This window comes from Pseudomonas sp. SIMBA_041 (genome assembly GCF_046535095.1).
GTDB classification, from domain to species: domain Bacteria; phylum Pseudomonadota; class Gammaproteobacteria; order Pseudomonadales; family Pseudomonadaceae; genus Aquipseudomonas; species Aquipseudomonas mucoides.
In genome coordinates, this window is the sequence record NZ_JAWRXJ010000043.1 from 1 (window position 1) to 481 (window position 481).

Annotated in this window: 1 protein-coding gene; it reads right to left on the reverse strand. The window is 59.7% G+C overall.

The window, feature by feature from the left end; genetic code table 11:
- A partial coding sequence (locus SB725_RS30150) for a hypothetical protein (protein WP_410923017.1) occupies positions 1-434 on the reverse strand: 434 nt, incomplete at its 3' end.
- Positions 435-481: the final 47 nt, after the last annotated feature.

A 481-nucleotide genomic window follows, 5' to 3' on the forward strand; every position in this document is an offset into this window, starting at 1 on the left:
CCGCGTTCTTTGAGGTCGGGCAACAGGCGGCCAATAGTTGTCTCGTCGCCCGTCAACAGCAGCCAGGGGCGCGTATAAGCCCATCGAAACCATCGGATTTGCTTCATCTGGAAGCGGAGGTCCTTCAACTGCAAGGCGGCCGATTCAACCTGCTTCTTCCCGGCGTCGGCAGCGGGGTTGATCGGAGGAGGAGGCTCGAGCCCATGATCTTTGGACGCCTGCTGCGCACCGAGCTGCACGAGCCCGCGTCGCTGCAAAGTGACACCGATCGCTGCCAACAGCATCACTCCAGCGCCGACGATAGCTAGCCGATTTTGGGAGGACCACGCCTTCAGATCCTTGAGATCGACGGTGTACAGAATCAACGCCGTCACGGCCGCGATCGCCGCGATGACGAGCAGGCACCGGCCCAATATGCGTCTTTTCAACGTCACCTCAGATTTCCTTTTGTCTTTTTTGCGGCTAGGCACCGCGAACGATG